The organism is Streptomyces sp. NPDC033270 (genome assembly GCF_055576575.1).
The window spans coordinates 1-25,881 of sequence record NZ_JBVIRA010000007.1; the positions used below are offsets into that span (position 1 = coordinate 1).

Annotated in this window: 22 protein-coding genes and 1 rRNA gene; 16 read left to right on the forward strand and 7 right to left on the reverse strand. The window is 72.4% G+C overall.

From position 1 onward, the window contains the following. The first annotated feature begins 148 nt into the window (after positions 1-148). From rrf to ACZ5XZ_RS12750, 15 genes are all read left to right on the forward strand, one after another. A 5S ribosomal RNA gene (rrf, locus tag ACZ5XZ_RS12680) occupies positions 149-265 on the forward strand. A 218-nt stretch (positions 266-483) separates the two neighbouring features. Then, positions 484-1,545 (forward strand): saccharopine dehydrogenase family protein, encoded by a 1,062-nt coding sequence (locus ACZ5XZ_RS12685; protein WP_468977058.1) that lies wholly within the window; start codon positions 484-486, stop codon positions 1,543-1,545. Next, the gene (locus ACZ5XZ_RS12690; RefSeq protein WP_468977060.1) at positions 1,542-2,192 is read left to right on the forward strand and encodes a TetR/AcrR family transcriptional regulator; all 651 of its coding nucleotides are present in this window, start codon (positions 1,542-1,544) and stop codon (positions 2,190-2,192) included. Before ACZ5XZ_RS12685 ends, ACZ5XZ_RS12690 begins: the two co-directional genes overlap by 4 nt. Positions 2,193-2,224: 32 nt before the next feature. Continuing rightward, positions 2,225-3,403 carry a cytochrome P450 family protein gene (locus tag ACZ5XZ_RS12695; RefSeq protein ID WP_468977063.1) on the forward strand — a complete coding sequence of 393 codons (1,179 nt, stop codon included), beginning with the start codon at positions 2,225-2,227 and terminating at the stop codon, positions 3,401-3,403. Between the two features lie 20 nt (positions 3,404-3,423). Continuing rightward, positions 3,424-3,615 (forward strand): ferredoxin, encoded by a 192-nt coding sequence (locus ACZ5XZ_RS12700; RefSeq protein ID WP_384424660.1) that lies wholly within the window; start codon positions 3,424-3,426, stop codon positions 3,613-3,615. 11 nt (positions 3,616-3,626) lie between these two features. Beyond that, complete coding sequence (locus ACZ5XZ_RS12705; protein ID WP_468977467.1) at positions 3,627-4,844, forward strand: NAD(P)/FAD-dependent oxidoreductase; 1,218 nt, start codon at positions 3,627-3,629, stop codon at positions 4,842-4,844. A gap of 638 nt (positions 4,845-5,482) precedes the next feature. Continuing rightward, the gene (locus tag ACZ5XZ_RS12710) at positions 5,483-6,061 is read left to right on the forward strand and encodes an acyl carrier protein (RefSeq protein ID WP_468977065.1); all 579 of its coding nucleotides are present in this window, start codon (positions 5,483-5,485) and stop codon (positions 6,059-6,061) included. Between the two features lie 47 nt (positions 6,062-6,108). Next, positions 6,109-7,413, forward strand: coding sequence for a beta-ketoacyl-[acyl-carrier-protein] synthase family protein (locus tag ACZ5XZ_RS12715; RefSeq protein WP_468977068.1), 1,305 nt, complete (start codon positions 6,109-6,111; stop codon positions 7,411-7,413). Between the two features lie 7 nt (positions 7,414-7,420). Continuing rightward, positions 7,421-8,578: a beta-ketoacyl synthase N-terminal-like domain-containing protein gene (locus ACZ5XZ_RS12720; RefSeq protein WP_468977070.1), complete on the forward strand. Its 1,158-nt coding sequence runs from the start codon at positions 7,421-7,423 to the stop codon at positions 8,576-8,578. Continuing rightward, positions 8,575-9,861 carry a beta-ketoacyl-[acyl-carrier-protein] synthase family protein gene (locus ACZ5XZ_RS12725; protein ID WP_468977072.1) on the forward strand — a complete coding sequence of 429 codons (1,287 nt, stop codon included), beginning with the start codon at positions 8,575-8,577 and terminating at the stop codon, positions 9,859-9,861. The genes ACZ5XZ_RS12720 and ACZ5XZ_RS12725 overlap by 4 nt, the downstream gene beginning before the upstream one ends. Continuing rightward, positions 9,851-11,200 carry a beta-ketoacyl synthase N-terminal-like domain-containing protein gene (locus ACZ5XZ_RS12730; protein WP_468977073.1) on the forward strand — a complete coding sequence of 450 codons (1,350 nt, stop codon included), beginning with the start codon at positions 9,851-9,853 and terminating at the stop codon, positions 11,198-11,200. Before ACZ5XZ_RS12725 ends, ACZ5XZ_RS12730 begins: the two co-directional genes overlap by 11 nt. Positions 11,201-11,223: 23 nt before the next feature. After that, a complete protein-coding gene (locus ACZ5XZ_RS12735) occupies positions 11,224-14,106 on the forward strand; it encodes an aminotransferase class III-fold pyridoxal phosphate-dependent enzyme (RefSeq protein WP_468977075.1) in 2,883 nt (960 codons plus the stop codon). Positions 14,107-14,121: 15 nt separating this feature from the next. Next, positions 14,122-14,883, forward strand: a complete 762-nt coding sequence (locus ACZ5XZ_RS12740; RefSeq protein WP_468977077.1) for a 3-oxoacyl-ACP reductase family protein — start codon at positions 14,122-14,124, stop codon at positions 14,881-14,883. An 11-nt stretch (positions 14,884-14,894) separates the two neighbouring features. Further along, positions 14,895-15,728 (forward strand): SDR family NAD(P)-dependent oxidoreductase, encoded by an 834-nt coding sequence (locus ACZ5XZ_RS12745; RefSeq protein WP_468977080.1) that lies wholly within the window; start codon positions 14,895-14,897, stop codon positions 15,726-15,728. Next, entirely contained in the window at positions 15,718-16,497 is a 780-nt protein-coding gene (locus ACZ5XZ_RS12750; protein WP_468977082.1) for a thioesterase II family protein, read from the forward strand. The genes ACZ5XZ_RS12745 and ACZ5XZ_RS12750 overlap by 11 nt, the downstream gene beginning before the upstream one ends. Here ACZ5XZ_RS12750 and ACZ5XZ_RS12755 read toward each other — a convergent pair. The 7 genes from ACZ5XZ_RS12755 to ACZ5XZ_RS12785 form a co-directional block, all read right to left on the reverse strand. Continuing rightward, a complete protein-coding gene (locus ACZ5XZ_RS12755; RefSeq protein ID WP_468977084.1) occupies positions 16,483-18,117 on the reverse strand; it encodes a TraM recognition domain-containing protein in 1,635 nt (544 codons plus the stop codon). The two genes, ACZ5XZ_RS12750 and ACZ5XZ_RS12755, sit on opposite strands and share 15 nt — an antisense overlap. After that, positions 18,114-19,544, reverse strand: a complete 1,431-nt coding sequence (locus ACZ5XZ_RS12760; protein WP_468977085.1) for an ATP-binding protein — start codon at positions 19,542-19,544, stop codon at positions 18,114-18,116. The genes ACZ5XZ_RS12755 and ACZ5XZ_RS12760 overlap by 4 nt, the downstream gene beginning before the upstream one ends. 22 nt (positions 19,545-19,566) lie before the next feature. Then, positions 19,567-21,129: an SCO6880 family protein gene (locus ACZ5XZ_RS12765; protein ID WP_468977087.1), complete on the reverse strand. Its 1,563-nt coding sequence runs from the start codon at positions 21,127-21,129 to the stop codon at positions 19,567-19,569. Continuing rightward, entirely contained in the window at positions 21,126-22,442 is a 1,317-nt protein-coding gene (locus tag ACZ5XZ_RS12770) for a hypothetical protein (protein ID WP_468977089.1), read from the reverse strand. The genes ACZ5XZ_RS12765 and ACZ5XZ_RS12770 overlap by 4 nt, the downstream gene beginning before the upstream one ends. Continuing rightward, on the reverse strand, positions 22,432-23,289 hold the full coding sequence (locus ACZ5XZ_RS12775) for a DUF8175 domain-containg protein (RefSeq protein WP_468977090.1): 858 nt from the start codon (positions 23,287-23,289) through the stop codon (positions 22,432-22,434). The genes ACZ5XZ_RS12770 and ACZ5XZ_RS12775 overlap by 11 nt, the downstream gene beginning before the upstream one ends. Positions 23,290-23,808: 519 nt before the next feature. After that, a complete protein-coding gene (locus ACZ5XZ_RS12780; protein WP_046930918.1) occupies positions 23,809-24,117 on the reverse strand; it encodes a hypothetical protein in 309 nt (102 codons plus the stop codon). Between the two features lie 283 nt (positions 24,118-24,400). Next, positions 24,401-24,523 (reverse strand): hypothetical protein, encoded by a 123-nt coding sequence (locus ACZ5XZ_RS12785; protein WP_280525004.1) that lies wholly within the window; start codon positions 24,521-24,523, stop codon positions 24,401-24,403. Between the two features lie 179 nt (positions 24,524-24,702). Between ACZ5XZ_RS12785 and ACZ5XZ_RS12790 the strand changes: the two genes are divergently transcribed. Beyond that, positions 24,703-25,701, forward strand: a complete 999-nt coding sequence (locus ACZ5XZ_RS12790) for a C40 family peptidase (RefSeq protein WP_468977092.1) — start codon at positions 24,703-24,705, stop codon at positions 25,699-25,701. Positions 25,702-25,881 lie beyond the last annotated feature (180 nt).

Here is a 25,881-nt window from a genome sequence, read left to right on the forward strand (position 1 = left end):
GGTTGATAGGCCAGATATGGAAGCGCCGTAAGGTGTGGAGTTGACTGGTACTAATAGGCCGAGGGCTTGTCCTCAGTTGCTCGCGTCCACTGTGTAGGTTCTGAAGTAACGACCTGTGTTTGTGCCGGGTTGGTTAACTTCATAGTGTTTCGGTGGTCATAGCGTTAGGGAAACGCCCGGTTACATTTCGAACCCGGAAGCTAAGCCTTTCAGCGCCGATGGTACTGCAGGGGGGACCCTGTGGGAGAGTAGGACGCCGCCGAACAAATTTTGAAATAGCCTCGTTCCCCGAGTTTCGACTCGGGGAACGAGGCTTTTTTGCGTTTTCCGGCCTTTCCGTTTTCGGGACCGGAGGTGTCAGGGGTGCGGGGGTGGCAGGGCCACCGCGGTGATGGGGATGCCGTGGCCGGCGTGCCAGCGGCCGGTCGGGCCGCGGGAAAGTCGTCGTTGTCTTTCTAGGTCGCGTGACCTAGTCTCGTCCGTGTGGACGATGACATCCAGCTTGATGTGACAGGGCCGGTCCTGGTGGTCGGCGGCTACGGCACCGTCGGCGGGGATCTGGCGCGGCTCGCGGCTCCCTCGTGGCCGCTGTTGCTCACGGGGCGTACCCCGGAGCGTGGACGGGCGCTGGCCGATGAGGTCGGTGCGGAGGTGCGGCGCTGGGATCTGAGCGATCCGGAGCCCTTTGCGGCCAAGGTGCGGGCCGTGATCAGTACGGTGAACGACCCCGAGGACCGGGTGCTGCTGGCCGCGATCCGGGGCGGTGTCCCGTACGTGGACATCACTCGCTGGACGGCGCGGCTGCAGCGGGCCACCGCGGTGGCGGCGGTGGAGTCGGTGCGGGCTCCGGTGCTGCTGTCGTCCAGTTGGATGGGCGGGGTGACCGGGCTGGTCGCCGCGGCGCTGGCGGCGGAGGTCGGCGGGGCGTCGGCGGTGGAGATCGCCATCCGCTACGACCTCAAGGACCGTGCGGGCACCGACTCGGTGGAGTTCATGGACCGGCTGGGCCTGGACTACGAGGTGACCGAGGGCGGCCGGCGACGGATGATCATGCCGCTGAGCGGTGCCGGGTATGTGGACATCGGCGGGCACCGGACCAAGGTCGCGCGGATCGACACGCCGGAGCAGTTCACGTTGCCGCTGGTGCTCGGTGTGGACACGGCCCTCACCCGGATCGGGTTCAGCGCCAACTCCTCGACGTCCACCCTGCTGGCGCTCAAGAAGACCGGGTTCTTCCGGTGGGGGCGCGGGGACCGCTTCGAGTCGACGCGTCGGTCGATGCTGTACTCGCCGGGCGAGGGCGGCAGCGCGCTGCTGCGGATCGATGTGCGGGGGCGGGGCGGTCAGCGGCGTACGGCGACGCTCACCGATCCGGCCGGGCAGGCGCATCTCACCGCGCTGGGCGGGCTGTTGGGGCTGCGCCGGGTGCTGGGTGAGGACGGTGCCGCCGCGCCGCAGGGGGTGGCCTTCCCCGAGATGACGCCGGTGCCGCAGGACGTCGTCGCCGCGCTGGAGAAGGCGGGCGTGAAGGTCGAGGTGTCATGACGGAGGAGAAGGGGCCGGGCGGCGCCGGGAAGGGCTCGACGCTGACCCGGCAGGGCAGCATCCGCCGGACGAGCCTGCTGGACGCGGCCGAGGCGGTGCTGGTGGCCAAGGGGGCGGATGCCTCGCTGCGGGCCATCGCCGGTGAGGCCGGGGTGCGGGTCGGGCATCTGCAGCACTACTTCCCGACCAGGGCCGAGCTGATCAAGGCGGTGCTGGAGCGGGCGCTGGAGCGTTCGCTGGAGCGGCTGGCCGAGACGACGGGGCTGCGGGTGGTGCGCGACGACCCGTCGGCCCTTGAGAGCCCGGCGGGCCCGGCGAACCCCGACGAGGTGGTGGCCGTGGTCCTCGCCGAGCAGGAGGATCCGCAGCTGGTCCGCCTCTACGTCGAGGTGTGGGCGCTGGCGGCGCGGGACGAGGAGATCGCCGCGGTGGTGCGGGAGTTCTACGGCAAGTACGTCGCCCATGTGGAGGCGTTCGTCCAGCAGGGGCGGCCGGACTGGTCCGGTGAGCTCTGCCGGGCCCGGGCCGAGACGTTCGTGGCGCTGGTGGAGGGGGCGGCGCTGATGCGGTCGGGTATCGCCGGCAGCCGGTCGGCCGCGATGGATGCACAACTGGCGTACTTCGCAGTGCAGTTGCTCCGGGACTGAAGGGCCCGGGGTCATCTAGGGGGGATCTGTACATGACCGAGGTAGTGGATCTGGCCGAGCTCGCTTCGACGGCCGGACTGGAGCAGGAGCTGGACCGGCTCGCCGGGAGCCAGGGCATCATCCGTACGCGGCAGCTGAACGGGCAGGAGACCTGGACGGTGCTGGGGGCGGGGCTGACGCGGGAGCTGCTCGGCGATCCGCGGCTGTCCAACGACGTGCACGCGCACGCCCCGCACGGGGCGCTGGTCCCGGGGATGGCCGTGATGCTCCTGGAGCAGGACGACCCCGGGCACGCCCGGAACCGGCGGCTGGTGAGTGCGGCCTTCGCCTCGCGGGCGGTGCGGCAGCTGGAGCCGCGTATCGAGGAGATCACCCGGCAGCTGCTGGACAAGCTGGGGGATCGCGGTACGGCGGACTTCATCGAGGAGTTCACCTATCCGATGTCGCTGGAGGTGATCTGCGAGCTGCTGGGGGTGCCGGCCGAGGACCGGGAGCCGTTCCGCCAGTGGGCGATGGACATCTCCGCGGCGCCGTCCGCGGAGGCGATGCAGTCGGCGGCGGTGGAGCTGTTCGGCTACTGCATCGGGCTGATCGGCGCCAAGCGGGAGCGGCCCACCGAGGACCTGCTCAGCGAGCTGATCGCCGCCCGGTTCGAGGACGGCGGCGCGCTGAGCGACGAGGAACTGTCGTCGTTCGCCGCGGTGTTGCTGATCGCCGGGCATGACACGGTCACGAATCTGCTGGCGAACGCGCTGCACGATCTGCTGGCCCATCCCGGGCAGCTGGCCGCGCTGCGCCGCGATCCGTCGCTGGTGGGCGCGGCGGTGGAGGAGGCGCTGCGCTTTCGGGGATCGGCGATGACCACGGTCAACCGGGTGGCGCGCGAGGACATCGAGGCCGGGGGCGTGACGATCCGTGCGGGGGAGCTGGTCCGCTTTCTGCTGAACGCGGCCAACCGCGATCCCGAGGTGCGGGCCGATCCGCATGCGTTCGACATCCACCGGGCGACCGCACAGCATGTGGCGTTCGGGATGGGGGCGCACTTCTGCCTGGGGCAGCGCCTCGCCCGCCAGGAGGCGACGATCGCGCTCACCGAGATTCTGCGGCGGTTCGGCACGCTGGAACTGGCGGTGCCGGCCGAGGAGGTGCGGTGGCTGCCGTCGGATGCGATCCGGGGCCTGGTCGAGCTGCCGCTGCGCTACGCGCGCTGAGGAGTGGGGGAGTGGGCAAGGTGAAGATCACTGTGGATCACGGGCTGTGCGACGGGCTCGGGCAGTGTGCGCTGGTGGCGCCCGAGGTGTTCGCGCTGGACGACGACGAGCGGCTGGTGGTCGCGCCGGACCCGGCTCCTGAGCTGGCCGGCAGGGTGGCCGCGGCGGCGCGGGCGTGTCCGGTGCGGGCCATCTCGGTCGAAGGGGCCTGACCTTGCGCGAGGTGGTCGTGGTGGGGGCCGGCCTGGCGGGTGTGCGGGCCGGCGAGTCGCTGCGGGCGCAGGGGTTCGCCGGCCGGCTGACCCTGGTGTCGGACGAGCGGGAACTGCCCTACGACCGGCCGCCGCTGACCAAGCAGCTGGTGTCCGGGACGCTGACGGAGGCCGATATCCGGCTGGCGGGCGCCGAGGACTTCGGCGCCCGCTGGATCCGGGGGACCGCGGCGGTGGGACTGGACCGGGAGCGGCGGCGGGTCCGGCTGGCCGACGGCAGGGCGCTGCCGTACGACGGGCTGGTGCTGGCGCCCGGCGCCAAGGCCAGGTCCTGGCCCGGGGCGCCGGTGCCGGCCGGGGTGCTGACGGTGCGGGGGCTGGCGGACGTCCGTGCGCTGCGGGCCGAAGTGGCCGGCGGGGCCCGTGAGGTGGTGGTCGTGGGGGCCGGGTTCGTCGGGGTCGAGCTGGCGTCGTCGTTGAGCGGGCTGGGGGTGCGGGTGACGCTGGTGGAGCCGTCCGACGCGCCGCTGCGGGCGCTGGGCGGGGTGGTCTCCGAGGTGGTGGCCGCGGCGGCGCGCCGTGCGGGGGTGGCGTTGCGGCTGGGCGTCGGCGTGCGGGGTTTTCGGGCCACTGGCGGGCGGGTCGGCGCCGTGGAGCTGGTCGACGGGGGTGTGCTGCCCGCGGACTGTGTGGTGGTGGCGATCGGGATGGAGCCCGCGACCGGGTGGCTGGCGGGGTCGGGGCTGGCGCTGCCGGGTGGTCGGATCCACTGTGACGAGCGGCTTTTCGCGCGGGGTGCCGGGGCGCCGGGGGCGCCGGATCCCGGGGTGGTGGTGGCCGGGGACGCGGCGTGGTGCGATGCGGTGCGGGGGGCTGACGGGCCGGTTCCGCTGGAGCACTGGAGCAATGCGGCGGCGCAGGGGGAGCTGGCGGCGCGCAATCTGCTGGCCGGGCCGGCGGCGGCCGAGCCGTATGACCATGTGCCCTCGTTCTGGACGGCGGCGTTCGGGCTGCGGATCAGGTCGGTCGGGTTGCCCGGCAGTGGTGACCGGGTGGTCGTGGAGGCGGGGGAGCCGGCCGAGGGCACGGCGTTGGTGGCGCACTACCGCGGGGACCGGCTGGTCGGTGCGGTGAGTGTGGACCAGGGGCGGTTGCTGCCGGTGTACGCGCGGCGGCTGCGCGCGGAGCGGTGCAACGGGCCGGTGGAAAACAAAACCTCGGGAATGTGAACCGGTCGTTAAGGTTCCCATTACCACGGATGCTTTTGGATTAATCCCTTCCGGATGTGATTGGGTCAGGTGACCTATCGCACATTTCCGTGACGGTGCCGGGCGGCTCTGGTAACGTTTTTATCGCGCCTCCAGGAGAGGCGGTGCAGGCCTTGTGGGGGATCACGACGAGGTGCTCGCCGACGATTTCTGGCCTGTTCCTGTGTATACAGGTACCGGGGGATCTTTTGCTACGGGGGATGGCATGTGTAGCACCTTCAGCTGTGTCTGAATCGGTGTCTGAAATCGGACCTTCCCGCAGACGGGAAGCGTGTTCCGACCTTCTGTGTTCCTAGGTTGAGTGCGCCGCCGCGGCGGCCTTCACCTCTTGTCGGGCACTCCTGACGTGAATTTCTGAACCCTTCGCGCGGACCGACTCACAGTAGCTCCGGTCTATTTTGCCGCGGGTTTTTTCAGGTCTTATCAGTGCCCTTTGCCGACGCTTTCGTTCCGGCGCCGGCCTATCGATTCACATGCGCGAGGAAGCGCGTCTCCAACTATCTTCCGCTGCCGTTTTCCTGGATTTTCCATGGCTGGAAACGGCCGCATCCACAGTGCGTACCCATGCGTCCGCAGTGCGCAGAGACGAGGAGAGAACGATGCAGAACCCCTTCGAGACGGAGCAGATCCACGACATTGTGCGCGAGGGCCTGGCACAGGTCCTGGGCAGCGGTATCGACGAGATCACCGCGGACGCCACCCTCGTCGCCGACCTCGGCGCCGAATCGCTCGACCTGGTCGAGTTCCGCTTCGAGATGGAGACCAAGCTCGGCGTGGCGCTGCCCAAGTCGAACGTGCTCGACCAGCTGGCGTCGGCGCTCGGCGGTTCGGAGCAGCTCTACGACGAGCGGGGCGGCATCTCCGAGCTGGCCGCCGAGGTGCTGCGGCGCAGCGCGTTCGGCTACTCCGAGGAGCAGGTGCACGCCGGGATGCGCCCGTACGAGGTCGCCGGGGCGGCCACCAGCGCGCACTGGGCCGCCTTCACCCACCGGATCTTCGACCACCTGCCCGAGGTGTGCACCGAGTGCGCCGCAGACAAGGCGCAGATCGCCCCGTCCGGCAAGGCCCAGTGCGCCGGTTGCGGCGTGGCGCTGGAGCCGGCCACCGGTGACGAGGTGATGGCGGACGGCGTCCGCGCGGCACTCGAGGCGCTGGGGCACGCCCAGCCCGTCGGCTGAGGCGGCGGGCAGTCGCAGATGGCTCCCCTCGCCGGAAAGGAACGCACGTGAACCCCCACACACCCGCCGGGGCCGGTCATGAGGTCGTGGTGACCGGGATCGGCCTGGTGGCCGGTCAGCTGACCGACCCCGAGTCGTTATTCGACCATCTCGGGCAGGGACACACGCTCATCGCCGAGCACCCGCTCCACAAGGAGTGGGGGGTGCCCTGCGCCGTCTCGGCGCACATCGACCCCCACGTCCGGCAGGCGCTGGCGGACGCGGTGCCCGAGGAGGCCGGGCCGCTGGGGCCGGCCGGGACGCTCGCCTGGCACGCCGCCGCCCAGGCCTGGGAGCGCAGCGGCCTGCCCCGACGGCTTCGGACCGAGCGCGGCGGCGTCTTCCTCGCCTGCAACCGCATGGTCATGGAACCCGCCGAACTGACCGGCCTGGCCGGCCATGTGGACTTCGAGCGCGGCGCACTGGACCTGGACGGCTACCTCGACGAGGGCGGCCTCGACCCGCGGCGCTACGAGCAGATCCAGCCGGACACCGCCACCGTGCGCCTGGCCGACTATTTCGGCGCGGCCGGCGTCCTGGAGACCCACGCGGACGCCTGTGCCGCCGGCGGCATGGCCATCGGCAGCGCCTACCGCTACATCCGCAGCGGAGCGCTGGACGTGGCGCTCGCCGGGGGCGCCGAGAGCCTGACGACGCTGACCTCCGTCGCCGCCTTCTACGGGGTGGGTGCGCTGGCTCCCTCCGACGGGCGGGAGGCCGGCCGGATCAGCCGCCCCTTCGACAAGGACCGCTCGGGCTTCGTCATCGGCGACGGCGCCGCCTTCCTCGTACTGGAGTCGCGGGCGCACGCCGAGGCCCGCGGCGCGCACATCCTGGCCCGGGTCGCCGGGTACGCGGGGGTGACCGAGGCGGTGAAGATGACGTCCAGTTCCCGCGACGGCGCCGACTACGCGCAGTGCATCCGCGCCGCCCTCGCCGACGCCGGGCTCACCCCGGGCGACATCGACCACGTCAACGCGCACGGCACCTCGACCGAGGCCAACGACACCTGCGAGGCCGCGGCGCTGCACACCGTGTTCGGGGAGCGGGCCGCCCGTATCCCGGTCACCGGCAACAAGTCCGCCATGGGGCACTCCCTGGCGAACAGCGGCGCGGCCGAGGCGGTGCTGTCGGTGCTCAGCCTGCAGCGGCAGTCCGTGCTGCCGACGTTGAACTTCACCGAGCCGGACGAGGTGACGAGCGGGCTGGACATCGTCACCGAGCGCCGGGCGGCGCCGGTGAACGCCGTGCTGTCGAACTCCTTCGGCTTCGGCGGGCAGAACTGCTCGCTGATCCTGGCCAAGGCGGGGTGAGCGGGCGATGACGAACCTGGACGCGGTCCGGCTGACCGCACCCGGCCTGTACACGGCGGCGGGGCCGGACCCGGCAGCCCTGTGGGAGGCCCTGGTCGCCGGCAAGGACACCAGCCGGCCGAGCGGACTGCCGGCGTCGCCCTGGCCCGGGGCCGTGAGCGCCTTCCTCGTCGACGACCCCGATGCCGCGACGCTCGGCGTGCACCGCCGGGTGCTGCGCACCTCGGAGAAGCAGGCCCGGATGGCGCTCTACGGCGCCCGGCTGTCGCTGGGCGGCCACCCCGGGCCGGTGGGCGGGGAACGCTGGGGGCTCTACCTCGGACTGCCCACGGTGGACGAGGAGCTGGTGCGCTTCTCCGCGCTCGACGGGCTGCGCAGGGCCGCCGGCTCGCCCGACGCGGTGGCGGCGCTCTACGCCCGCGAGGTCCCGCCGTTCAGCGGCCTGTCCCACCTCAACAGCACCGCCGCCGCCCATATCTCGGCCGTCTTCGGGCTGACCGGGGCGATGGCCGCGTACTCGCCGTTCTCCGATGCGGGGCTGCAGGCCCTGATCGACGGGGTGCTCTCGGTCGCCGAGGACGAGAACGAGGCGGCCGTCATCGGGGCGGTCAGCCCCAAGGTCCATCCGCTGCTGCTGCCGCAGTACGAGGAGCTGGGCTGGGACGGGGCCGCCCCGGGCGAGGGGGCCGCCTTCCTCCTCGCCGCGCGTACCCCGGACGTGCCCGCGGCGGCGGTCCGGCTGGCCGGCTACGGGCGGGCGTTCGGCGCGGACGGCGCGGGCCGGACCGAGGCGGTCGCCGAGGCCGTGCGCGCGGCGCTGCGGATGGCCGGCACCGACGCCGGCGGCATCGGCTGGGTGCTGCCGGACGCGGTCTGGACGCCGGACGGGCGGCGGGCCCAGCGCGCCGCGCTCGACGCGGTCTTCGCGGAGGCCGTCGAGCGGCCCGCGGAGTTCACCAGTGCCTCCGTCACCGGCGTGCTCGGTCCCGCCCATCCGCTCGCCCATGTGCTGCTGGCGCTGCACGGCCTGGCCGGCGGGCGCCGGCTGGTGGCCGACGGCGCCGCGGTGCGCGAGGAGGACCTGGGCATCCCGCGGGTGCTGGTGCTGGCGTGCGGGGTGCGCGGCCAGGTGTGCGCCGTCGTACTGGAAGGAGGGGACAGATGAGCCGCGTCGTGGTGACCGGCATGGGCGCCGTCTGCGGACTGGGGCTCGACTGGCGGACGCTGTGGGAGGGCCTGTGCGAGGGGCGCTCGGCGATCCGCGCCTGGCAGCTGCCCGGTATCGAGGACTTTCCGGTGCGCTATGCGGCGCCGGTCGACGACGAGGAGTTCGCGCGGCGCCACGGCGCCGACGAGGGCATGGACCGGCCGATGGAGCGGCGGATGCGGTTCGGCCTGGCGGCCGCCGGGCAGGCGCTGGCCGACGCCGGACTCGACGCCGGCGGCGACGTCGCGCGCCCGCCGCGCCGGATCGGTACGGCCGTCGGCTCGGGCGTCCCCGAACGCGACGCCCACGAACTGCTGCACGCCCTCGGCGACGACGGGCAGCCCAGCTGGCAGACGCTGTACGACCGGCGCGCCGCACTCGACCGCGCAAGCGGCCTGTTCTGCACCAACGACGCGCTGGCCGCCGGGATCGCCACCCGCCACCGGCTGCGCGGGCCGGCGCTGAACTACAGCACCGCCTGCGCGGGCGCCACCCACGCCATCGGCCACGGCTTCCGGATGATCCGGCGCGGTGAGGTGGACGCGATGCTGGTGGGCGGCGCCGACTCGGTGCTGAACCTGCCGACGATGACGGGCCTGCACCTGCTGGGCGCGCCGTCGACGTCCGAGCTGTTCGGGGACCGGCTGTGCCGCGCCTTCGACCGCGACCGCAGCGGTCTGGTCGCCGGGGAGGGCGCGGCGATGCTGGTGCTGGAGAGCGCGGAGAGCGCCCGCCGGCGCGGTGCGCGGATCTACGCGGAGGTGGCCGGATTCGGCAGCTCCCTGGACGCGTACCAGGTCACCGCGCCGCATCCGGAGGGCAGGGGCGCGGCGCTGGCGATGAGCCGGGCGCTGGCCGACGGCGGGGTGGAGCCGGACGAGGTGGCCTCGGTCAACGCGCACGGCACCTCCACGCCGCTCAACGATCCGGCCGAGACCCGGGCGATCAAGGACGTCTTCGCCCGGGGCGGGCACTACCGCAGGCTCGCGGTCACCGCCAACAAGACCGCCCTGGGCCATCTGATCGCGGCGGCCGGCGCGCCCGAGCTGATCGCCACGGTGCTGTCCGTGCGCGACGGCATCGTGCCGCCGACGCTGAACCTGCAGAACCCGGATCCGGCCTGCGACCTCGACTACGTCCCGGACAAGGCCCGGCACCAGGAGGTGTCGGTGGCAGTGAGCAATTCCTTCGGCTTCGGCGGACTCAACGCCAGTCTGGTGGTGCGCGGTTATGACTCCTGACCTTGCGAACACGAACCCTCCCGGCGGCCCCGCGGACCGCTCCCCCGACCCCGACGCCGTCGTGGTGACCGGCATCGGTACGGTGCTGCCCACCGGTCGCGGGCCGCAGGCCCTGTGGTCGGCCTGGCGCGCGGCGCAGCCCGCGCTCTCCCGCTACCGGGACCCCTACGTACGGACCGAGAAGATCACCCACTTCGGGCACGTCCCCGACGAGCTGCAGCAGCAGAGCCGGGAGAGCGTGCCGCACAAGCTGCGGAAGTTCGGCACGGCCTTCACCTTCAACGCGGTGCTCGCCGCGCAGGACGCCATGGAGCAGGCCGGCGAGAGCTGGCAGGCGATCCCGGAGGAGCGCCGCGGGCTCTACGTCGCCCAGGACGACTCCACCGAACTGAGCGCCGCCGCCTTCCACAAGGCGCTCGACCGGGCCCGGTCGGACACCTCCCCGCAGGCGGGGGTGGACCTGCAGCGGCTGGTGGCCGAGGCGTTCGGCAACGCGGCCACCTTCAACCCGTTCACCGTCATCAGGGCGCTGAACAACAACACCCTGGCGATGGTCAGCATCGCCCAGCGCTTCCGCGGCGACTGCGCGGCGTTCGTCCAGGACGCCGGTGCCGCGCTCGGGGCGCTGCAGCGGGCCGCCTTCACCCTGCGCCAGGGCCACTGCGACACGGCCCTGGTGGTCGGCGCGGGCAGCTACAACGAGCCGCTGAAGCTGGCCGCGCAGTACCGTGCCGGGCACCTGAGCGCGGGCGGCGCCGGCGGCGCGGCGGTGCGCAGCTTCGACGCGGAGCGCGACGGCACGGTCCTGGCGGAGGGCGCGGTGGCGCTCGTACTGGAGCGGGCCGGCGATGCCGCCCGGCGCGGCGCACGGCCGCTGGTGGAGTTCCTCGGCGCCGCGCTGCGGCCCGCGGTGGACAGCGGCGTCGGCCCGTCCGCCCTCGCCGAAGGGCCCCGCGGGCTGCTGGCCGACCACGGTCTGACGCCCGACACCCTGGGCGCGGTCCTCGCCGACGGCAAGGGCACCGTCGCACACGACGCCGCCGAGGCCGAGCTGCTGCGGGCGCTGCTGAAGGACAGCGGCGTCCCGGTCGGTTCGCTGCGCCCGGTCACCGGCACGCTCGGCGCCGCCGGGCCGCTGGCCGAACTCGCCCTGGCGCCACACCTGTTCGACGAGGGTGAGCTGCCGCCGATCGCCCATCTGCGTACCCCGCCCGACGACGGCACCGACTTCGTCATGGGCGCGCCCAGGAAGCGCCGGATCGACTCCGTGCTGAGCCTGCACAGCACCTTCAACGGGTTCGCCGGCGCGCTGCTCGCCCAGCGCCCGCACACGCCCTGACGCACGAGGGGAACACCATCACCATGTCGCAGTTCACCGACTTCGTTCAGCCCCGGATGGGACGGATCTTCGCCGCCCTGGGGCTGGACGTGGAGTACGTCCGGGCGCAGGGCAACACCCTCTACCACCGTGACGAGCAGGGCAGGGACATCCCGGTCCTCGACCTCATGGGCGGCTACGGCTCCCTGATCCTGGGCCACAACCACCCCGAGATCGTCGCGCACGCCCGGGCGCTGCTGGACCGGAACCCGGCCGTGCACGCGCAGTTCTCGCTGCGCGGCGAGGCCGGCCGGCTCGGCGCCGCGCTCAGCGACGTCGTCCGCCGGGAGACCTCGGTCAAGGAACCGTACGTCGCCACCTTCGGCAACAGCGGCGCCGAGGCCGTCGAGGCGGCCGTCAAGCACGCCGAACTCGTCCGGGTGCGCAAGGTCACCGCGCTCGCCGACGAGATCGCCGGCAACGCGGCGGCCGCACGGCAGGCCGTCGGTCGCGGGGACGCCGTCCTCGACGCGGACGCCTTCCGGCTGCCGGCCGTGCGGGAGCGGGCGCCGCAGGACCGGGGCGTCGAGGCGCTGCTGGCGGCCCTCGACGCCCACAACGCGGCGGCGCTGGCCACCCGGCCGCTGTTCCTGGCGCTGGAGCGCTCCTTCCACGGCAAGCTCGTCGGCAGCGTCCAGCTCACCTACAACAGCGGCTTCCGCGCCCCGTTCACGGGCCTCGGCGCGCGGGTGCGGTTCGTGCCCATGGACGGGCTTCAGACGCTGGAGGAGATCGCCGACGAGGAGCGGGTGACGCTGCTGGACACCGAGATCGACGCCGGGCGGATCAAGGTCGTCGAACGCGGCCTGCCGGTCATCACCGCGTTCCTGGCCGAGCCGGTGCAGGGCGAGGGCGGCATCCACGCGCTGACGGCCGAGCAGGGCCGGGCCATCCGGCTGTTCTGCAACCAGGCCGGCGCCCCGCTGATCCTCGACGAGGTGCAGAGCGGCATGGGCCGCTGCGGCGCGTTCCTGGCCAGCTCGCTCATCGGGCTGCGCGGCGACTACTACGCGCTGTCGAAGTCGCTCGGCGGCGGGCTCGCCAAGATCTCCGCCATGCTGGTCCGCCGGTCGCTGTACGAGGGCGAGTTCGACATCATCCACAGTTCGACCTTCGCCATGGACGACTTCTCCTCGTCCGTCGCGCACAAGGTCGTCGAGCTGCTGGAGGCGGACGACGGAGCGGTCTACCGGCGGGTCGCCGAGCGCGGCGAGAAACTCACCGCCATGCTCACCGGCCTCCAGGCGGCCTTCCCCGACGTCGTCGAGGACGTCCGCGGCACGGGCCTGTTCATCGGCCTGCAGCTCAAGGACCAGGGCGAGGCCCGCTCCATGGTGCTGCGCGGCAGCGCCTACACCGGCTCGCTGGGCTATCTGCTCTCCGGCTACCTGCTGCGCCAGGAAGGCATCCGGATCGCGCCGACCGGCAGCGCCGGCAACGTGCTGCGCATCCAGCCCTCGGCGTACCTCACCGACGAGGAGATCGAGCACCTGCGCGGGGCCCTGGAGCGGCTGTGCCGCATCCTGCGCTACGAGGACACCCTGCACCTGGTCCACCCGGCCAGCGACCGGCGGATCCCCAAACCGCGGGCGGAGATCAGGGACTTCCGGGGCGCGGTGGCCGGATACGAGCAGGACGGGGGGCGCCCGGCGACCGGGCCGGTGCGCAAGGTGGCGTTCCTCAACCACCTCATCGAACCGGCCCATCTGCGGCAGGTGGACCCGGCGCTCGCCGACTTCGGCGACGCGGCGCTGCGCTCCTTCGTCCTGGGCATGGACCCGGTCAAGACGGCGGCGCCCTACCCCGGCGTGCGGATCGACTCGCCGCTCGGCAGCGCCGTCGAGTTCGCCCTCTATCCGCTGATGGTCGCCTCCGAGCAGATGGGCGGCTACCTCGCCTCGGGGGATGTCACGGGCATCCGCGCGGACATCGAGGAGCGGGTGCAGGCCGCCCGCGACGACGGCTGTGTGGTGGCGGGCCTGGGGATGTACACCTCCATCGTCACCGCCAACTGCACCTCGCTGCGGGTCCCGGGGATCGCGCTGACCTCCGGCAACGCGCTGACGGTGGCCATGGGTGTGCAGGCCATGGAGCGGGGCGCGAAGGACCGCGGCTGGCGGGTCGAGGACGCCACGCTGGCCGTGGTCGGCGCGGCCGGCAACATCGCCTCGGTCTACAGCCAGCTCTTCGCCGAGCGGCTCGGCCGCATCGTGCTGGTCGGCAGCCGGCGGGACGGCTCGGCCCGGCGGCTGCAGAACACCGTGCACGGCGTCTACCAGGAGTGCTGGTCGCGGATCGCGGAAGGCGGGGAGCTGACCGGGATCCCGGCGCGGCTCGCCGAGGAGCCGCTGATCACCAAGTGGCTGGCCGAGGGGCCGGCCGACGACGCGGGCCGGGGCCGGGCGATCGCGGAGTACCTGCGGGAGCGCTACGGCAGCGACCCGTTCCTGACCGTCACCCAGGACAGCGCCGCGTTGAAGGAGGCGCAGCTGGTGCTGTGCGCCTCCAACAGCCCCGAACCGTTCCTGACCGGCGAGCACTTCGCGCCGAACACGGTGATCTGCGACATCGCCGTGCCCAACAACGCCGTCGCGGGCCTGGCCGAGCAGCGGCCCGACCTGGCGTACATGCTCGGCGGCATCGTCGCCACGCCCCACGGCGAGAGCCTGCACCCCTCGGCGCGCGCCTTCCTCCAGGCCGGCCAGCTGTTCGCCTGCATGGCGGAGACGGCTCTGATGGGCCTGGCCGGCCTCGACCACCACTACTCCTACGGGAACATCAGCCGCCAACAGGTCATCGACATCGCCGCGCTGGCCAAGGCCCACGGGCTGCGGCTCGCCGACTACAAGAGCGCGCACTCGGTCTGAGGACCGGGCCCACCGATGCGAGAGGACACCATGGAATTCGAAGGCCAGGTGGCGCTGGTGACCGGCGGCAGCCGGGGCATCGGCCGCGCGATCGCCGTGAAGCTGGCGACGGCCGGGTGCGATATCGCGCTCAACTACCGCAGCGCGACCCGGGAGGCGGAGCAGGTCGCCGAGCACATCGCCGGACTCGGCCGCAGAGTCGAGCTCTTCCAGGGGGACGTCTGTGATCCCGATGTGCCGCAGGCGGTCGTCGGCGGCGTACGCGGCGCCTTCGGGCGGCTGGACGTACTCGTCAACAACGCCGGGATCACCCGCGACGAGCTGCTGGTCAACCAGAGCCTGAAGGACATCGAGGAGGTGCTGGCCACCAACCTGGTCGCCCCGATGCTCACCGTGCAGGCCGCGGCGCCTCTGATGCTGCGCCGCCGCTACGGACGGATCGTCAACATCTCCTCGTCCGCGGCCTCCAAGCCCGGCCGCGGCCAGTCCAACTACGCGGCGGCCAAGGGCGGCCTGGAGGCGTTCACCAAGGCGATGGCCGTGGAACTCGGCTCCCGCGGGATCCTGGTCAACGCCGTCGCCCCCGGCGTGATTAACACCGAGATGACCGACACCATCCGCAGTCACGGCGAGGAGGAGATCATGCGCCGGCTGCTGGTGAAGAGCTACGCCGAACCCGAGACGATCGCCGACGCCGTGGCCTACCTCGCCAGCCCCCGCAACACCTACACCACGGGCGAGGTACTCCACGTCGACGGCGGACTGAAGATGGCGTGAGGGAGCGCAAGATGAGCGACGTGAGCGAAGGCGACGTGAGCGAGGACGGCGGGCGCACCGAGCGGCCGCGGCCCGGCGAACTGGCGGGCAAGACGGCCGTGGTCACCGGCGCCGCCCAGGGCATCGGCCGCGAAGTGGCGCTGGTGCTGGCCGAGGCCGGCGCGGCCCGCCTGATCCTCCTCGACCGGGACGCCGGCGGGCTGGAGACGGTCGTCAAGGAGGTCCGCGAGCTGGGCGCGGCCGCCGTGGCCGTCGCGGCCGACCTGCGCGAGCGCGAGACGGTCCGTACCCGGCTGCGCGCCGAACTGCGGGCCGCCGGCCGGCTCGACATCCTCGTCAACAACGCCGGGGTGGCCGACGAGAACGGGCCCGACGACGAGAGCACCTGGCTGCGGGTGCTCGACATCAACCTCAACGGCACCTTCGCGGTCACCGCCACCTGCCTGGAGTACCTCGCCGACCACGGCCGCATCGTCAATGTGTCCTCCATCCTCGGCAAGGCCGGCAAGATGCGGAACACCGCGTACTGCGCCTCCAAGCACGGCCTGATCGGCTACACCAAGGGCCTCGCCCTCGATCTCGCCGCCCGCGGGATCACGGTCAACGCCGTGCTGCCGGGCTGGATCGACACCCCCATGCTCCGCCGTGAACTCGCCGCCCAGGCCGACGAGATCGGCGCCGACCCGGTACGGATGCTGCGCCAGGCCCGCAAGGGCATCCCGCTGCGCCGGCTGGTGGAGGCACGGGAGGCCGCGGACCTCGTCGGCTTCCTGGTGTCCGGCCGGGCGGCGGCGATCACGGCGCAGAGCCTGACCGTCGACGGGGGCTTCACCCGTGGCATGTAGCCCCTGGCTGCGCCGGCTGGCTCCGGGGGCGGCCGGCGCCGGCGCCGCCGTCGTGGTGTGCTTCCCGCACGCGGGCGGCGGCGCGGGCGCCTTCCGGCCGTTGGGGAAGGCCCTCGCCGCCGCCGTTCCCGAGGGCGCCCGCCCCGAGGTGCTGGCGGTGCGGTACCCGGGCCGCCACGACCGCGTCGCGGAGGAGCGGATCGAGGACCTTGAGGCGCTGGCGGCCGGGGCCCACCAGGCGGTGGCGCCGCTCGCCGGCCGGCCGCTGACCCTGCTGGGGCACAGCATGGGCGCGCTGGTGGCGTACGAGGTGGCCCGGCTGCTGGAGCACGAGGGGCACGACCCGGTCCGGCTGGTCGTCTCCAGCGCCTGGGCCCCGTCCCGGGTGCGCGGCGGCACCGTCCACCTGCGCGACGACGCCGGCCTCATCGAGGAGATCCGCCGGACACAGGGCACCGACCCCCGGCTGCTGGAGCACCCAGGGCTGCTGGCCATGGCCCTGCCCGTGCTGCGCGGCGACTACAAGGCCGTGGAGAGCTACCGGCACCGTCCGGGCCCGCCGCTGCGCACGCCCGTCACCGCGCTGGTCGGCGACGCCGATCCGCTGGTCGCCGTCGGAGACGCGGCCGCCTGGCGTGCGCACACCGCCGGGGACTTCCGGATGCGGATCTTCCCGGGCGGTGACCACTTCGCGCTGCGCGCGCACTGGCCGGAGCTGGCGGAGCGGCTGGTCCAGGGGGCGCGGCCGGCGGCGTCACACCGGCAGTGAGCGGTGCGGCCAGCGGGCCCGGGCCTGCTCCTGGGAACGCATCGTCGCCAGGGTCAAAAGGCCGCGCGTCCGGCCCGTTTCCAGCAGGTCGGGGAGGGCGGGCAGCGGGGCGAGCGCCGCGATGTCGTCCAGGACGAGGGTGAGTGGTGGGTCGAGCCGACCGTCAGATGACCGTTCGGCCATGCGGCGGCCGTGCTCGACCACGCTGGAGAGGAGTGCGGTGAGCAGTGGCATCGCACCCGGGTCGGTACGCGGATCCTCGATGGGTTCGCCTACCACGTACAGCGTTCCCCCCTCATCGATGAATGATTCGAGAATGACCGAATCCGCTCGAAGTGGATTGCAGACATCCCGGATGTGGAGGGAGGACAGGGCGGTCAGCGCCCGGCCGACCAACTCCGTCGCCAGCTCGCGGCGTTCGGCGTGGGCGGTGAGCACCGACTCCAGCTCGCCGGCCTGGCCGCCGGACGCCTTCGGGCTGGTGCGCAGAATACGCACCGGCTCCTGGGCGCTGCCCGCGGCATGGGCCCAGCGGTGCAGCTGGCGGAACGGGCGGCCGTCGACCGCGGCGGCGTGCAGCCAGCAGCGCAGCAGGGTCTGCGCGGCGTCGGCGACCGCCGAGTCCGGCGCGCCGGACGGCCGTACGGGGGCGAGCAGCGCGGCGGCCCGGGCGGCGGCGGTGGCCAGGTCGTCGCAGCCGGACGTGGGCGACCAGCGCAGCCGGGCCGGGGTGTCGAGGCGGTGCGTCGGATCGTAGGTCAGCAGCGGGCCGAGCTTGGCGCGGGCGTCCTTGGTCTCGGACCACAGCGTGGGATCGGTGGTGGCGACGATCAGGGGGCCCGGGGCGGCGGTGGCGGTGGCGACGGCCGCGGCGAGGGCCGCGGCCCGGCCGGAGGTGGCGAACTGGACGCGGGGGAGGGTGGGTTCGGCCAGTGGGCCGGCGGCCGCCGGGGAGCCGGTGCGCTGCTCGGGGACCGGGCCCGCCGGGGTGGCGTGGGCGGCGGGGACGGCCGGGACGGCGGGGGCGTCCTCGGCGAGGGCGTCCTCGGCGGGCGCGGACGGTACGGCGGGTACGGCCGCGCCCGCCCGCGCGGCGCGGGCCGCCGCCAGGGCCTCGCGGTCCTCCCGCTCCTCCCGGTCCCGGCGCGCGAGGTCTTCTGCCGCCCGCTCGGCCTCCCCGGCCGTGCGCGCGGACCCGGCCTCCCGGATCTTCGCCCGCCGCGCGGCCCGTACGGCGCGATAGCGGGTGACCGTCCCCATCGTGAAGATGGCCAGGACCAGCAGCACCATCAGCTCGCCGATGAGGATGCCCCAGAACAGGCCGTAGCCGGAGAGCTGGCCCTTGGGGGTGGTGGGCCAGGCGGCGGCCATGTCGTGCGGTGCGGAGACGAGATGGCGCAGGGCCATGGGAGTTTGGGGGTAGCTGACGCCGTCGGGCCAGGCGCCGTGCGCGAACAGACCGGCCAGACCGGTCGCCGTCCACACCAGCACGGTCAGGCCCAGCAGGAAGGCCAGCAGCCCGACCAGCAGGGAGTCGGGGATGCCGCGCCCCCGGCCGCCGTGCTGATCGCGGTGGCCGCCTCGGCCGCCGCCTCGTTCGTCGTCGTATCCGCGCCTCACGCCACCGTCTCGCTCGACTCGTCCGACCACCGGCGTTCCATCGCCATCGCCTCCGCGCGCGCCTCGGCCTCGGCGTCCGCCGCCGCCTCCAGGGCGCGGGCCTCGTCCGTCGGCATCGCGGACGCCTCGGTCATCGCCCGGTCGGTGAAGACCAGCGGGCGTTCGGCCTCGGTGATCAGGTGTTTGACGACCTGGACGTTGCCGTTGACGTCCCAGACCGCGATGCCGGGGGTGAGGGTCGGAATGATCTCCACGGCCCAGCGCGGCAGGCCCAGCACCCGTCCGGTGGCCCGCGCCTCGTCCGCCTTCTGGGCGTAGATGGTCCGCGTCGAGGCCATCTTCAAGATCGCCGCGGCCTCCCGCGCGGCCGCCCCGTCCACCACGTCGGACAGGTGGTGGACGACCGCGACGAACGACAGGCCCAGCCGGCGCCCGAACTTCAGCAGCCGCTGGAACAGCTGCGCCACGAACGGCGAATTGATGATGTGCCAGGCCTCCTCGACCAGGAAGATGCGTTTCTTCCGGTCGGGCCGGATCCAGGTGTGCTCCAGCCACACCCCCACGATCGCCATCAGGATCGGCATCGCGATGGAGTTGCGGTCGATGTGCGAGAGGTCGAAGACGATCAGCGGCGAGTCCAGGTCGATGCCCGCCGACGTCGGCCCGTCGAACATGCCGCGCAGGTCGCCGTCGACGAGCCGGTCCAGGACCAGCGCCACATCCAGGCCCCAGGCCCGCACGTCGTCTATGTCGACGTTCATCGCCTCGGCGGACTCCGCCTCCGGGTGCCGCAGCTGCTCGACGATGTCGGTCAGGACGGGCTGGCGGTCGGTGATCGTCTCGTTGACGTAGGCGTGCGCGACCTTGAGGGCGAAGCCCGAGCGCTCGTCGAGTCCGTGGCCCATCGCGACCTCGATGATCGTACGCAGCAGGGCCAGCTGGCCGGTGGTGGTGATCGACGGGTCGAGCGGGTTGAGGCGGATGCCGCCGTTGAGGGCGGCGGTCGGGTCCAGGCGGATGGGGGTGATGCCCAGTTCCTCGGCGATGAGGTTCCACTCGCCGACGCCGTCCTCGCCCTGCGCGTCCAGGACGACGACCTGCCGGTCGCGGAAGCGCAACTGCCGCAGGACGTAGGTCTTCTCCAGTGCCGACTTGCCGTTGCCGGACTCGCCGAGCACCAGCCAGTGCGGCGCCGGCAGCTGCTGTCCGTACAGCTGGAACGGGTCGTAGATGTACCCCTTGCCGCTGTAGACCTCGCGGCCGATGATCACGCCGGAGTCGCCGAGACCGGGGGCCGCGGTCGGCAGATACACCGCCTGGGCCTGGCCGGTGGAGGTGCGTACGGGCAGCCGGGTCGTCTCCACCTTCCCGAACAGGAAGCTGGTGAAGGCGTCGGTGAGCGCTCCGAGCGGATCGTGCAGGGCCATGACGTACGCGCCTCCCAGCGGCTTAGCGGCGGATCCCGGTCGCGAACGGCAGGGTGTTGACGAACGCCCGGTGGTGCTCGCGGTCGCACCACTCCAGCTTGAGATAGGACTTGCCGGCCGAGGCGCGGATGGTGCGCTTGTCGCGGGCGAGCGCCTCGGGCGAGCGGGAGGAGACCGTGATGTAGCCGACGAGGTTGACGCCGGCCGCGCCGGACGCGAGGTCCTCACCGCGCTGGTCCACCCGCCCGTGGTGCGCCACGTCCCGCGGGTCGACCACCCGGTTCATCTTCGCCGCCCGGCTCGCCTCGGCGTCGTCGTTGGTCTTCTCCGTCAGCATCCGCTCGATGGCGACCTCGGTGGGCTCCAGGTCCATGCAGACCGCGACCGTGCGGATCACATCCGGGGTGTGCACCAGCAGCGGCGCGAGGAAGTTGACGCCCACCGGGGTCAGCGGCCACTCCTTGACCCAGGCGGTGGCATGGCACCACGGCGCCCGCGTCGTCGACTCCCGCGTCTTGGCCTGCAGATACGTCGGCTCCATCGCATCGAGCTCGGCGGGCCAGGCGTTGCGCCTGCTCATCGCCTGGATGTGGTCGATGGGGTGGTCCGGGTCGTACATCGAGTGCACCAGGGAGGCGAGCCGGGCCTGGCCCAGGGGCTGGCGCACCCGGATGTCGGCCTCGGCGAGCCGGGCGCAGATGTCGGTCAGCTCACGGGCCATCACCACCGCGAGCCCGGCGTCCCGGTCGAGCTTCCTGCGCAGCAGCCCGCCCTGGTGCATCCGGGCCGCGCGGGCCATCGTCTGCGCCTCGGAGGCCAGTTCGCGGGTGTAGTGCATACAGGCGACGAGGTAGGCGCGGTGCTGCTCGGAGGAGGTGGAGACCATCGACTGCAGCTGGTCGTAGGAGTCCTGCAGCCAGCGGGGGGAGCCCTTGTCGCCGCGCTGGGCGACGTCCTTGGCGTGCGCGTCGGGGTCGGCCGGCAGCGTCCGTGCCAGCATCTGCAGCCGGGTGACGAAGCCGTCCCCGTTGGCGACGTGCTTGAGCAGCGTGCCGAATCGGTCGACGAGGGCCTCCTGGTCCTCGCTGTCGCGCAGCCCGACGCCCGGCCCCTCGATCTCGATGGCGGCCGTCACCGTCTTGCGGTCGGCGTGCAGCAGGACGGCGATCTCGTCCGGGCCGAACGGCGCGGACAGCCAGTTGATCCGCCCGATCCCGGGCGGCGGGCCGATCTCGACCTCCCGGCCGTCGAGCCGTACGCCCGCCTCGGCGGCGCCGGAGCGGTAGGCCGCGCCGCTGCGGACCGTACGGCGGAAGCTGCGCCGGATCTCGAACCACTTGTAGAACGTCCGGCCCTTGTACGGGACGTAGACGGCGGCCAGGCCCAGCATCGGGAAGCCCGTGAGCGTCATGATCCGCAGCGGCAGCATGGGCACCAGCAGCCCGCACATCATGCCGAGGAACGCGCCCACGATGATCAGCGCGATCTCGCCGGTCTCGCGGTTCTTGCCGACGATGGCGTGCGGCCGGGCGCGGCCGATCAGATATGTGCGACGCGGCGCGATCGGGTGGGACTGCGTGCTCAACGCCCATCACCTCCTGCTGTCTTGCCGGTGCGGGCGTCGCTGCCGGTCCGGGGGTTCGTACGGGGAGCGGGGGCGGCGGGGGACGAGCCGCCGCCGGAGCGGGAGCCGTGGGCCGCGACGCCACCGGAGACCGCGTCGGCCGGCCGGGACTGGCCGCCCTGCGCCTGGCCGCCGCCGTCCCCGCCGGAGCTGCGGGAGCTGTGCGTCTTGATGCCCTGGGACACCAGCGCGGCCGGCGAGCTGAGGACGGCCGCCGCGGTGTTCTCCGCCCCCCGGCTCATCCGGTTGTTCCGCGACGCGGCGATCTCGTCGCCGAAACCGGGCACGAAGCGGTAGATCACGGCGCTGGCGAAGATGGCCAGCAGGATGATCGCGAGCCCGGAGACCACCGCGGAGATGGCGTTCGGCCCCTTGTCGGACGACAGCGCCCCGGCGACGCCCAGCACGATCACGATGACCGGTTTCACCATGATCACCGCGATCATGATGCCCGCCCAGCGGCGCACATGCCCCCACATGTTCTTGTCGACCAGCCCGGCGTAGACCACCGTCCCCAGCAGCGCCCCGACGTACAGCAGCGCGGCCCGGATCACCAGCTCCAGCCAGAGCACACCGGCGGCCAGCACGGAGACCAGCGACACCACGATCAGCATGATCGGGCCGCCGCCGATGTCGGTGCCCTTCGTGAGCGCCTGCGAGAACGACCCGAAGAAGGTGTCGGTCTGCGCCCCCGTCCCCTTCGCGATGATCTCGGTGACGCCGTCCGTCGCCGAGACGACCGTATAGAGGATCAGCGGCGTGAAGGCGGACGCCAGCACCGTCAGCCAGAGGAACCCGATCGCCTCGCTGATCGCCTCCGTCAGCCGCACCCCCCGCACCGCCCGCTTGGCGACGGCCAGCAGCCACAGCACGAGCGTGAGCACGGTGGAGGCGGCGAAGACGACGGCGTACTGCCGCAGGAAGGCGGCGTTGGTGAAGTCCACCTGGGAGGTGGCGTTCACCGCGCCGGACAGCTTGTCGACAATCCACGCGGCGGCTTTGGCGCAGCCTTTGGCGAGGGATTCGAGGGGGTCTAGGGGGTTGGCGTCGGTGAGGCCGCCGCCGCCCGGATCGCTCGTGCCACCGCTGCCACCGCCCGTGCTCCGCTGTTCGCAGAGCTCCTTGGCCTTGTCCGTGAGCAGGTCGCAGGCGCCCTCGGTCGGCTTCGGCGAGGGAGCGGCGAAGGCTCGGGTCGACAGCAGCACGCCTGCCGCCTGCAGGCCGGTCAGCGCCGAGGCGACGGCGAGGGCCCGGCGTCGGTTGTTACCTCGCATAGGTGAACCCTCCGAACCCTTGGACGGCCTTGGACATGTCCTTGGCGGTCGCGGCGGTCTGGTCGCCGCCGACCGGGGCCGGCCCGGCCTTCTGTGTGAAGCCGGCGACCTTCCAGTCACCGTTCACCCACTGCAGCTCCATCGTGGACGTGTACCAGCTCTCCGCGACCGGAGTCTGGGAACCCTGGCCGGCGAGGCCGAACAACTGGGAGTACCAGACCGCGACCTTGGCGGTGGTGCCCTCGAACTTCTCGGTCTTCGTGCCCGCCGGGTTCGCCCGGGAGACGAAGGTCATCCCGCCGGGCGCGCTGCCGTCCGGCTTGAGGCCGACCCGGCCGAGGAACTTCGGGTCCGTGTAGACCTTGCGCAGGCTCTCCTTGCGGGCCGCGGCCGCGGAGGGGGTGTAGACGGCGCTGACGATCGCGTCCCGCCGGTCCGAGGCGTACATGCCGTCACTGGACAGCGCCACCACGTAGTTCGCCGCCGCCGACTCGGCCCCCTGCTCCGTCTTCGCGAACCCCGAGGCGATCTGGCCGTTCTTGCCCGTGACCGGCTTGGTGCCGGTGGGGGCGGTGGGGCGGGCGGCGCCGGCGCCGGCGTCCTTGGGGGAGTCGCCGCCGGACTCGCTGTTGCCGCTCCCGTCGCGGTTGGCGAAGGCGATGGCCGCGAGCAGCAGGACGATCACGCCGACGATCGTGACGAGGTTGCGGCTGGACATGCCGGCGCGGGGCCGGCGCCCCGAGCCGTACAGGTCGCCGTCGTCGACGGGGAGTCTGGTCCGTGTCTGGCCCGTCTCGGACCCACGGTGGCCGTCGCCGCCGTAGCCGCCGTCGTCACTGAGACTCATCGCGCCTGTGCCCCCTCTGCCGCCGCCGTGCGTGCTGTTGTCGTGCCGCCCTCATATGACCGTAGCCGCGCGGGCGGCGGCTCGGGCGCAGTGGTACGAGTACATCTCACCGTGACGGGTCCTCAGATGCGGTGCGGCGGAGGCGAATGGGGGACATGGGGGACTCTGGGGCTGTTTGTGATCATCGCCTGCTCCGCGTGCGCCATCGCCGTCCGGAGCCTGCTGGCCCCGGATTGACCTGTCCCCGTGCGGTGGGCCGCCCAATCGGTCCGCTGGTGGCGGGGGTGGCGGCGATGTGCGGCGGTCCGGGGTGAGGGGGCGTCAGCATGGGGCCTCGGCAGGGTGGGGGCGGCCGGTGGAGGCGAGTGGGGGCACGGGACGGCGGAGAGATGTCGGACGGGGGCGCACGCGCGGCGGCACGGGGACGGGCGGGTGCCCAGGGTGCGCGGGCGGTGTGGCGGCGGTGGCGGCCGCCGCGCGGTACGACAGCGGCGCGCCGGGCGCCGCGCCGCGGCCGGGCTAGACCGCCATGCCGTAGACGATCGTGAACAGCGTCCCCAGGGACCCGATGATGAAGACGCCGGTCAGGCCGGCCACGATCAGGCCCTTGCCCTGCTCGGCGCTGAAGGTGTCGCGCAGCGCGGTGGCGCCGATGCGCTGTTTGGCGGCGCCCCAGATCGCGATGCCGAGGCACAGCAGGATCGCCACCGCCATGACCACTTCGACCATCACACGGGCCTCGTTGCCCAGGCTGCCGAACGGGCCCCAGTCCGGGGCGATTCCGCCGATGATGGTGGTGATGTCGCCCTTTTCGGCCGCAAGGAACATGTGTGACATGTGTGCCATGTGTGAACTCACCGCCCTTTATGGGTAGTTGGTTGCCCTCGCCCGCGCCGGTGCGGCACGGGTCGGCTTCTATCTTCGCTGACGAAGGCGCCGTCAGAAATCGACTTGGCGCCTTTCTTTGGCGGATCCGATGCGAGTGACGTGCGCGGGTGGGCGCACGTCCTCCATTGAACCGACTGGTCTCACCGTGTGTATCACGGGTGGTAACCCTGAGCAATGATCATCGGGCCGGGGGTGCGCGGCGATCCTGGACGGGCGCGGGCGGCTACTTCGGGGCGTGCGACATGGCGAAGATCATCACGAGGGCCACCAGGTGGATGGCGAAGAGGAAGTACGCCACCCGCCACCACAGGTGCCGGTTCATCTGCTTCTGATTGTTGGGGTCCATGGCTCTCGTCCTGTTCCGGATGCTGGATGCAGTGTCGCGCATCCGGCGGAGCCCCCGGGCGCCGCGGTGCGCGCAGTCACGCCCGGGCCGGAGCGCCGCTGCGCCCCCGTGTGACGCAACGCGCACCGCGCGGCCGGAAAAAGGCAGTGAACCGCCGCTGAATGGGGGAGGGTTGTGAGGTGCGGAAATTCTGGGTGGCCGGCGGGCTCGGGGCAGGGCTGGTGTTCTGCCTGCTCGGGCTGCTTGTGATCGGTACGTACACGGCGGCTGCCGGGCTGACCGGCGGCCGGGCGGTCGGGCTGGCCAAGGGTGCGGTGCCGGCCGCGTATCAGTCGCTGGTGCAGAAGTGGGGCACGCTGTGCCCGGCGATAAGCCCCGCGCTGCTGGCGGCGCAGCTCTATCAGGAGAGCGGCTGGAACCCCAAGGCGCAGAGCCCGGCGGCCGCGCAGGGGATGGCGCAGTTCATCCCCGGCACCTGGCAGACGCACGGCATCGACGGCAACGGCGACGGCAGGCGGGACGTGTGGGACCCGGAGGACGCGATTCCGTCGGCCGCGTCGTACGACTGCGAGCTGGCCAGATACGTCGAGCGCGCGCCGGGCAACGACACCCACAACATGCTCGCCGCGTACAACGCGGGCGCGTACCGGGTGATCCAGTACAACGGGGTCCCGCCGTACCGCGAGACACAGAACTACGTGAAGACGATCACGACGCTGGCGAAGAGCTTCGAGGCGCCGGCCGGGCCGGTGGCGCCGTCGCGGCAGGCCGCGGGCGCCATCTACTTCGCGCAGGACCGGCTCGGTACCCGCTATCTGTGGGGCGGCAACGGGACGCCGGAGCAGGGCGGGCGGTTCGACTGCTCGGGGCTGACCAAGGCCGCGTACCACTCGGTGGGCATCGAGCTGCCGCGGGTGGCGAACGACCAGTGGAACGCCGGTCCGCACCCCAAGCGCGACGAGCTGCTCCCGGGGGACCTGGTGTTCTTCGCCTACGACCTGCACGATCCGCGGTCGATCCACCACGTGGGGATCTATGTGGGCGGCGGGTACATGATCAACGCGCCCTACACCGGTGCCGTGATCCGGTTCGACAAGATCGATACGCCGGACTACATCGGTGCGACCCGCGTCACCTCGGATGGCGCAAAAGCACTCCCTCGCGCCAACGCTGCGTAAACATAAGGCCCTGAACTGCAGCGATGAGTCAAGCTTCGATAACGTCCTGGTGATCTTCCGGTGGAGAGTGGAACGACCGGGGCGGGCATGGCGTTTCCTTTGCGTGGGGACGTAAGGCGCGCTCGAAGCAGCACACGCTCGACGACCACGGGGGCTGGCAGCAACACGAAGGCGCTCGCG

Excerpts from the sequence above, each read along its gene's own strand:
- ACZ5XZ_RS12690 (WP_468977060.1), top strand. The coding sequence starts at position 1,542 with ATGACGGAGGAGAAGGGGCCGGGCGGCGCCGGGAAGGGCTCGACGCTG.
- ACZ5XZ_RS12695 (WP_468977063.1), top strand. The coding sequence starts at position 2,225 with ATGACCGAGGTAGTGGATCTGGCCGAGCTCGCTTCGACGGCCGGACTG.
- ACZ5XZ_RS12710 (WP_468977065.1), top strand. The coding sequence starts at position 5,483 with ATGCAGAACCCCTTCGAGACGGAGCAGATCCACGACATTGTGCGCGAG.
- ACZ5XZ_RS12720 (WP_468977070.1), top strand. The coding sequence starts at position 7,421 with ATGACGAACCTGGACGCGGTCCGGCTGACCGCACCCGGCCTGTACACG.
- ACZ5XZ_RS12725 (WP_468977072.1), top strand. The coding sequence starts at position 8,575 with ATGAGCCGCGTCGTGGTGACCGGCATGGGCGCCGTCTGCGGACTGGGG.
- ACZ5XZ_RS12730 (WP_468977073.1), top strand. The coding sequence starts at position 9,851 with ATGACTCCTGACCTTGCGAACACGAACCCTCCCGGCGGCCCCGCGGAC.
- ACZ5XZ_RS12735 (WP_468977075.1), top strand. The coding sequence starts at position 11,224 with ATGTCGCAGTTCACCGACTTCGTTCAGCCCCGGATGGGACGGATCTTC.
- ACZ5XZ_RS12740 (WP_468977077.1), top strand. The coding sequence starts at position 14,122 with ATGCGAGAGGACACCATGGAATTCGAAGGCCAGGTGGCGCTGGTGACC.
- ACZ5XZ_RS12745 (WP_468977080.1), top strand. The coding sequence starts at position 14,895 with ATGAGCGACGTGAGCGAAGGCGACGTGAGCGAGGACGGCGGGCGCACC.
- ACZ5XZ_RS12760 (WP_468977085.1), bottom strand. The coding sequence starts at position 19,544 with ATGGCCCTGCACGATCCGCTCGGAGCGCTCACCGACGCCTTCACCAGC.
- ACZ5XZ_RS12770 (WP_468977089.1), bottom strand. The coding sequence starts at position 22,442 with ATGCGAGGTAACAACCGACGCCGGGCCCTCGCCGTCGCCTCGGCGCTG.
- ACZ5XZ_RS12775 (WP_468977090.1), bottom strand. The coding sequence starts at position 23,289 with ATGAGTCTCAGTGACGACGGCGGCTACGGCGGCGACGGCCACCGTGGG.
- ACZ5XZ_RS12780 (WP_046930918.1), bottom strand. The coding sequence starts at position 24,117 with ATGTTCCTTGCGGCCGAAAAGGGCGACATCACCACCATCATCGGCGGA.
- ACZ5XZ_RS12785 (WP_280525004.1), bottom strand. The coding sequence starts at position 24,523 with ATGGACCCCAACAATCAGAAGCAGATGAACCGGCACCTGTGGTGGCGG.